The organism is Zhongshania sp., assembly GCF_041623545.1.
Taxonomy (GTDB): domain Bacteria; phylum Pseudomonadota; class Gammaproteobacteria; order Pseudomonadales; family Spongiibacteraceae; genus Spongiibacter.
This window is the reverse complement of the sequence record NZ_JBFJWS010000176.1, coordinates 1-6,599: the sequence shown is the minus strand read 5'-3', so window position 1 is coordinate 6,599 and position 6,599 is coordinate 1. Positions and strand designations below refer to the sequence as shown.

The 6,599-nt window shown below is 51.3% G+C and carries 5 protein-coding genes and 1 pseudogene; 2 read left to right on the top strand and 4 right to left on the bottom strand.

Features of this window, described 5'->3' with window-relative positions:
• Window positions 1–250 (top strand): annotated as a pseudogene (locus ABYT30_RS13645) (hypothetical protein); the annotation flags it as partial.
• 1 nt (window position 251) lies between these two features.
• Here the strand turns inward: ABYT30_RS13645 and ABYT30_RS13640 are convergent.
• Complete coding sequence (locus ABYT30_RS13640; protein ID WP_373097010.1) at window positions 252–1,943, bottom strand: NAD-dependent malic enzyme; 1,692 nt, start codon at window positions 1,941–1,943, stop codon at window positions 252–254.
• Between the two features lie 245 nt (window positions 1,944–2,188).
• Here ABYT30_RS13640 and ABYT30_RS13635 point away from each other — a divergent pair, with 245 nt between their 5' ends.
• Window positions 2,189–2,635: a PleD family two-component system response regulator gene (locus ABYT30_RS13635; protein WP_373097008.1), complete on the top strand. Its 447-nt coding sequence runs from the start codon at window positions 2,189–2,191 to the stop codon at window positions 2,633–2,635.
• 57 nt (window positions 2,636–2,692) lie between these two features.
• On the opposite strand, the gene ABYT30_RS13630 is transcribed toward ABYT30_RS13635, so the two are convergent.
• From ABYT30_RS13630 to ABYT30_RS13620, 3 genes are all read right to left on the bottom strand, one after another.
• Window positions 2,693–3,166 (bottom strand): 2,4'-dihydroxyacetophenone dioxygenase family protein, encoded by a 474-nt coding sequence (locus ABYT30_RS13630; protein WP_373080734.1) that lies wholly within the window; start codon window positions 3,164–3,166, stop codon window positions 2,693–2,695.
• Between the two features lie 125 nt (window positions 3,167–3,291).
• Window positions 3,292–4,758: a wax ester/triacylglycerol synthase family O-acyltransferase gene (locus ABYT30_RS13625; RefSeq protein WP_373097006.1), complete on the bottom strand. Its 1,467-nt coding sequence runs from the start codon at window positions 4,756–4,758 to the stop codon at window positions 3,292–3,294.
• Between the two features lie 147 nt (window positions 4,759–4,905).
• On the bottom strand, window positions 4,906–6,599 hold a 1,694-nt coding region (locus ABYT30_RS13620), incomplete at its 5' end, for a DUF3604 domain-containing protein (RefSeq protein WP_373097004.1).

Below are 6,599 nucleotides of genomic sequence, written 5' to 3'. Positions count from 1 at the left end.
GGCTTATCTAAATCTAATTGAAAGAGCCAACTGTCTTTATTGCGGATATTTCAATGGCCTAATGGCTTACGTGACGGAAGTCGCGGGCAGAACCGAACAGTATTGGTGCCCCATCAAGCACGCCCAAGCACTGAAAATTGAGCATAGCCGCTACCGCAAGTTCGCCGCCTTCGGCGACAGCGAGGACTACAAAAAGCGAGCGCCAACGCTGCGCCGCGACTTTGGCGATATCGACAACCCTGAAAGCTAACTCAGCGCGCCCGAGCGGCAATACGCCGATACTCACGGTATTGCGGGGTCCAAAAATTACGCTCAATATCGCCGCGCAACTCCTCGTCGCTGCGCTCGCTGGCGAAACCCTGAGCCTGGGCAACTTTCGCCACAGCAAAGGCGATGGCCTTACTCAGCTCCGCCAGCGCGGTAATCGGTGGCAGCAGGACATTACGGCGCTGATGATGAGCGCTGGCGGCCTCTGCGAGACAGCGACTGGCGGCCATCAGCATGTCGTCACTCACGCGACTGGCCTTACTAGCAACTACACCTAGGCCTATTCCAGGAAATATATAACTGTTGTTGCACTGGGAGATCTCGTAGTGCTCGCCCTTATATTCTACTGGCGCAAAAGGACTGCCCGTCGCGACAATCGCCTGGCCATCAGTCCATTGCAATATCTGCTCAGGACTTGCCTCAACATGGCGCGACGGGTTGCTTAGCGGCAACACAATAGGTTGCGCGCAGCGACGATGCAGCTGACGAATAACTTCCTCGGTAAACAATCCCGGTTTACCCGACACACCAACTAATACGCCAACATCAATATTGCTCACCACATCTAACAGGCTCGGATAAGCATCAGCCTTACTTTGCCAGTCATGCTTTGCGGGCTGCGCGAGCGCTTCCTGAAAATCCAGCAAACCGGCCATACCCCGACTGACCAAACCGAAGCGGTCCACCATATACAACTGGGAGCGCGCCTCGGCGTCGCTAAGCCCTTCTTCCACCATTGCGCGAATCAACTGCTCCGCGATACCACAACCTGCCGAACCTGCACCAACAAATACAATATTCTGGTCGCGCAAGCGCTCGCCTTTACGTGTGCAGGCCGACAATACGGTACCCAAGGTCACCGCAGCTGTGCCTTGAATATCATCATTAAAACAGCACGCACGGTCTTTGTGGCGCCGTAAAATCGGCATAGCATTGGGCTGGGCGAAATCTTCAAACTGGATAAGCACGCCAGGCCAGCGCCGCTGTGCAGCCTCAATAAACTGATCAACAAATTGGTCGTATTCTTCCCGGCCAATACGCGGATGCCGCATTCCCATATACATTGGGTCGTCGAGTAAAGCCTGATTGTTCGTGCCCACATCCAACACCACCGGCAAGGTATACGCGGGACTAATTCCGCCGCAGGCGGTATACAAAGACAGCTTACCAATTGGAATACCCATGCCGCCGACACCCTGATCGCCCAGGCCCAACACGCGTTCACCGTCGGTCACAACCAGTACCTTTACGCGATCCTTACTGACACTATGGAGAATATCGTCCATATAGCCGCGATCTTCGTAAGAAACAAAAATGCCCCGCGCGCTGCGGTAAATATCGGAAAAATGCTCGCACGCCTCACCTACCGTCGGTGTGTAGATGATTGGCAACATTTCCTCGAGATGATCGTTCAGCAAGCGGTAAAACAAGGTTTCGTTATTGTCCTGTACCGCACGCAGATAGATGTGCTTATTGATTGGCTCATCGAAACTGCAGTATTGCAGATACGCTCGACTCAGCTGTTCCTCAATGTTTTCGTAGCGCGGCGGCAATAAGCCCATCAGATTAAAGTTGCGACGCTCCGTCTCTGTGAACGCTGACCCCTTATTCAGCAGTGGAGTCTCCAACAACAAGGGACCGGCGTAGGCGATGTACAGGGGCTTATCAGAATTCATTGAACACTCTTCTCTAGGGGGCCGCAGGCAATAGGCCCGGACATTCTATATATGAATAGCGGCGGCGCATGTTAACAAACTTTGCTCCCGCTCGCAGCGCGAGCTAATTCGCTAAGCGCGATGCCATGCAATTTGCCAGCGGCGCAAAAGAAATAACTTACCGCATATATATATCAGATAGTTGGGCAGGGCACGAAGTTTGCAGACTCAACTATTGCCATCGCAAAAAAGGAAACTCACAAGATATGAAAGACAGCAATAAACAATCCAATTCCGCAGAATTAGCAACAATCATGTATATAGACGACACTCCGAGTGAGCTATACCGCATGAACGCCATACTTGAGGGGTTTGGTTTTGACACAATCTTTTGTGACAAGCCCAGCGACGCCGTGCAAATCCTATTGGTAGAGCATGTCGACATCGTGCTGTGTGACTGGCAGATGCCAATCATGTGCGGCCTAGAGGTGTGCAAGAGCGTCAGTCGCAGTCCTGCAATGGGCGACCCTTACTTCATTATGCTGACCGGTCGCCGCGAACGCTCGGATATGATTGCGGCGATAGACGCCGGTGCGGATGATTTTCTCTGCAAGCCAGCAGCGAGCGAAGAACTGCGCGCCCGCCTGCAGGCAGGCCTCAGGCGCTTAGATCGAGAGCGGGCAAGGCGCAATCACCTACGATTAGTATATTAACCAAGTGAACCCTGCTTCGCTCGACGACAGCGATAAATAGATGAACTCGACCTTAGCTCATCCGCTAAAGCTAGTTAGATCCCGCGCAGCGATACCATTGTCCTTGCAGTAAGCGAGGTATCTATCCATCGCGGTGCGCCAGTTTTCAGTAGCCAGAATTTGATCATTCTCATCTAAATAGACGAGCTCACCCTGCAAAACAACGAACATTAGTAGTTCCCCCTCACCGACCGCTTGCGGGGTATGGCGAGTACCAGCAGTTTCATATACGCAACTACCAGGACCAGCAACCCAGTCATGCTCGCGATATTTCCACTTACCTTCCACCGTGTAGACGATAACCGTACCGGTGTGGTGGTGACGCGCTAACTCTAAGTCCGCCGGCGCCTTCATCATCAACACCATCTCACCGCGCACCGGGTCAATTTTGAAATACTTCATGAATACCCGATCGTCATAGGGCGTAAAAGGCACCCAAGGAAGATCCTCTCCATTGATGCATGCAGTATCAATCATCTCGAAATTCATCATTTTTATAATCTCTTGTCTAGGAAAAATCTCTTATCTGGCACCTTGGCCCGTGGTCACGCGTGATAGTTAAAGTCTACGGAAACAAGAGAAAGAAATTTGACGTAAAACGAACATCATTTGACTAATCACGCAATATCGCCACTATTAAGCGGCACTCGACTAGGCTGTAACTTTTGCTGAGGTTTTTTTCTAGTTTTTGCGGCACCCTCAGTAGCAGAACTACTCTCAATATTTAAACCATAAGCCTGCTCGATTTCCAGTAACGCATCCTGAGCGTACACAGCAATATTCTGCATATGCGGCAAGGCATCGCGACACGCTGTGAAACCGAAGTTCACTTTCCCTGCATAACTTGTACAAGTGATATTTAGACATTGTCCGTGGGTTGGCACTGATACCGGATACATAGCTTCCATCCTGGCTCCCATAAGGTAAAGGGGCTCAGCAGGGCCCGGTACATTTGAAATAGTCACATTGAAATACGGGCGAATACCAGCAGCCACTCGAGTTGCCGCCTGAAGTACCACAGGGACCATAAAAAGATTACTGTATTGACCAGCCGCTTCGGCGGACATGCTGGCAAGGTGCGCTTTCGCATTGGCCGTGTCCGCTGCAATATTTAATAGCCTCCGCTTCGGATCAGCCACATCCGTAGCTAAACTAGCAACTATTGCGCCCACCGCGTTACCGCCCGCCCCGCCGCCAGACTTACCACGCAGACTCACCGGCACCATGGCAGTTAAGCTTCGTCGCGGTAGGTTATTTGACTCCTTTAGGAAACGCCGAAGCGACGTTGAGCATACAGCAAGCACAACATCGTTTACGGTTACACCTGCTGCGCGGGCAACCGCTTTAATACGTCCGAGACTAAAGTGTTGAGTAGCGAATCGCCTTTGACCTGACACCGACACATTCAAAACCGAACGGGGCGCGAGCATTGGCGCAACCAGCGTTCCGCTGCTACCTACAGCAGACATCGCCAACTTTCCATACGCCTTCGCAACCTCGGGCAAGGCCTTCATCTGCGAGGCTATTTTTTTAAACCTTGGCTCTGCAACTTCTCCCCCGCTCTGCTGATACGATGCAGACCACGGCGCTGCTGTCGTCGTGTTGGCATCCGTAGCAAGCGCTCTCACTAGCAAGCGCATCGCCGTGACGCCATCGACAAGGGAATGATGAATTTTTATGAAAAGCGCAAAGCGATTATTTTCCAGGCCTTCTATAACGTGGCATTCCCAAAGTGGCCGGCGCTGGCTTAGGCGATGGCTATGCAGCCGCGATATCAGCTCACCTAATTGACGCTCGCCGCCAGGTTGCGGCAAGGACAAATGCCGAACATGATATTCCATATCCACATCGCTATCGGTTTGCCACGATGGCAAAACTTTAGATTCAGGAGAGCGCCGCAACTTCTGATTCCACGGCGCCGCAAGTTCAGTTACATTGCGCAAATGCTGCACCAATTTTTGCATATAGTCGCTGGCGGCATTTTCCGGATGAGAAAAGATTTGGAGTCCCGCCACATGCATCGGGGTATCGTGGCTTTCCATATGAAGGAAAGCGGCATCAAGTACTGACATAAATTTAGTCACGGATAGTCTCCAGTGTATGTCTTGCTAAAAAATGCGGCCGCGCGCATATACCCTAGCGGCAAACTACGGGGAAAATGTTAAAAATATTTTATTGATAATGAATTGAAACTGCTGGCTAGCTAGCGGACCAAACAGCAGTAATTCAATTTAGTCTGGCTTCGGCTGATACCAAATAGGCGAAGTGTAAGCGCGCTCCTGAGTCGTCATTTCCGCCTCAATCGGGGCGACTACACCAAAGTGTTTGGCATCATAGGCGGTCCACCTGGGGGTAGGTATTTCTATAACCCGTACGTAATACAATGCGCGCTGTTTGGCATCGAAGTCTGGATCGATCCAATACGCGTTTAGCTGGGCTGCGCCTATGCTATTCGCATACGATGCTTGGGGTACGTCAACGGTAGACCCGACGGGTTTCACTTTCCCCAACCAGGATTTCCGTTTATCGCCACCCAAGGCGACGTCATAAACTTTCTCGTGACTTTGATTCGCTTCATCTGTCCACACTTTTACAATCTGAATTCGATCCAGGTTGGCCCCATCAGGGTCCTTCAGCGCCGACACCAAAAACGACGGTTTTACACCGTTGGCGGAGGGGAATAAATCACCGCCCATTGGCACACCCTTACCATAACCGCGCTGCAGAAAATCAGAATGGTTTACGTCTTCCTCTTGAAAATTCCAGCCACCAAAAAATCGTACGGTAATACGGGAGCCGGTTGTTGCATATACTTCGCGGCGCTCAAGTGCATCGAAAATCGAGTCGCGAGTATTTTCCTTCGCCCACACGGCAGCCAAACCCGAGGCCGCCGCTTTCCAGTGCATCACGGTGATATCCTCACTTACATTGGGTGCCTGAGGACGCATTAGTTTTTCATAAAAACGCTGAGGATTATTGCTGGGCTCAACAATAGAGACTTTGCCAAAGAAATTATCTTCCCCTGCTGTAGCAAGGGATGTGTGGGAATCCGTGCCACCAACCAAGCCAAGTTTAAAGGGGTTCTCTCCCAACTGGCCCTGCTGTTCCAAGCCGAGCCTTAATGCCGAGCGAGTGTATTCATAACGCAACATTTCCGGCTTTTTAGTCTCGTACCCAAAATTACCCTTATCCCAGGTTTCGTAGTCTGCAAATTCGTCATCTGGTGACAATAGCGGATGGGTTTCACCATCGCCCTTGATCTGGGTAACCTCCACCAAAGGCTCTAAACGCGAGCGACGCGCGGCGTATTCAGCGTCAAACGCCCGGCCATCGGCGCGCTCTGTTTTAAACATTAAACCGTTGCTCAAATTTCCATTGTGCGGGATCGCCAAGACCCGACCACCTGATTTTTTCTCATAGCCTTCCATCCAATCCCATAGCTTCTCAGGATCGTTAGATTCATAGCTAGAGTAAGGTAATATTGAACTCACTCGGTCGGCATTGTCGCGAAATACAACAACGCGATGCAGATTATTGGCTTGGGGCAAGGATGTCCATTCATAGCCCAATAAGGCGGTAAATTTACCTGGTTCATTGTATTGCTCTGCGTACTTAATAAGACGTTGCCACATTGTTTCAACAAGGGAAGGGGCATCTTTCAAGGGATCTTCGCCGGCGGCAACGGCGCGCATGATCATGCCAAAGGCTTTCTCAGGTTCACCCGCGCGAATATGGTCAAACAACTGCCGACCAAAACCCGTTGCCAATAGATCTTTATTGGCTTCGGCCAGCATCGGCGCTAGGCCAAGATTTTCGGAGTGATCCGCCAACACGATAAAATCAAGGGGCCGCACCAAGCGCGCCTTCTCGCCAAGATTAGTCTCGACCACTTCACCACGTGCAAACCGGTACGCCACTTCCGGTC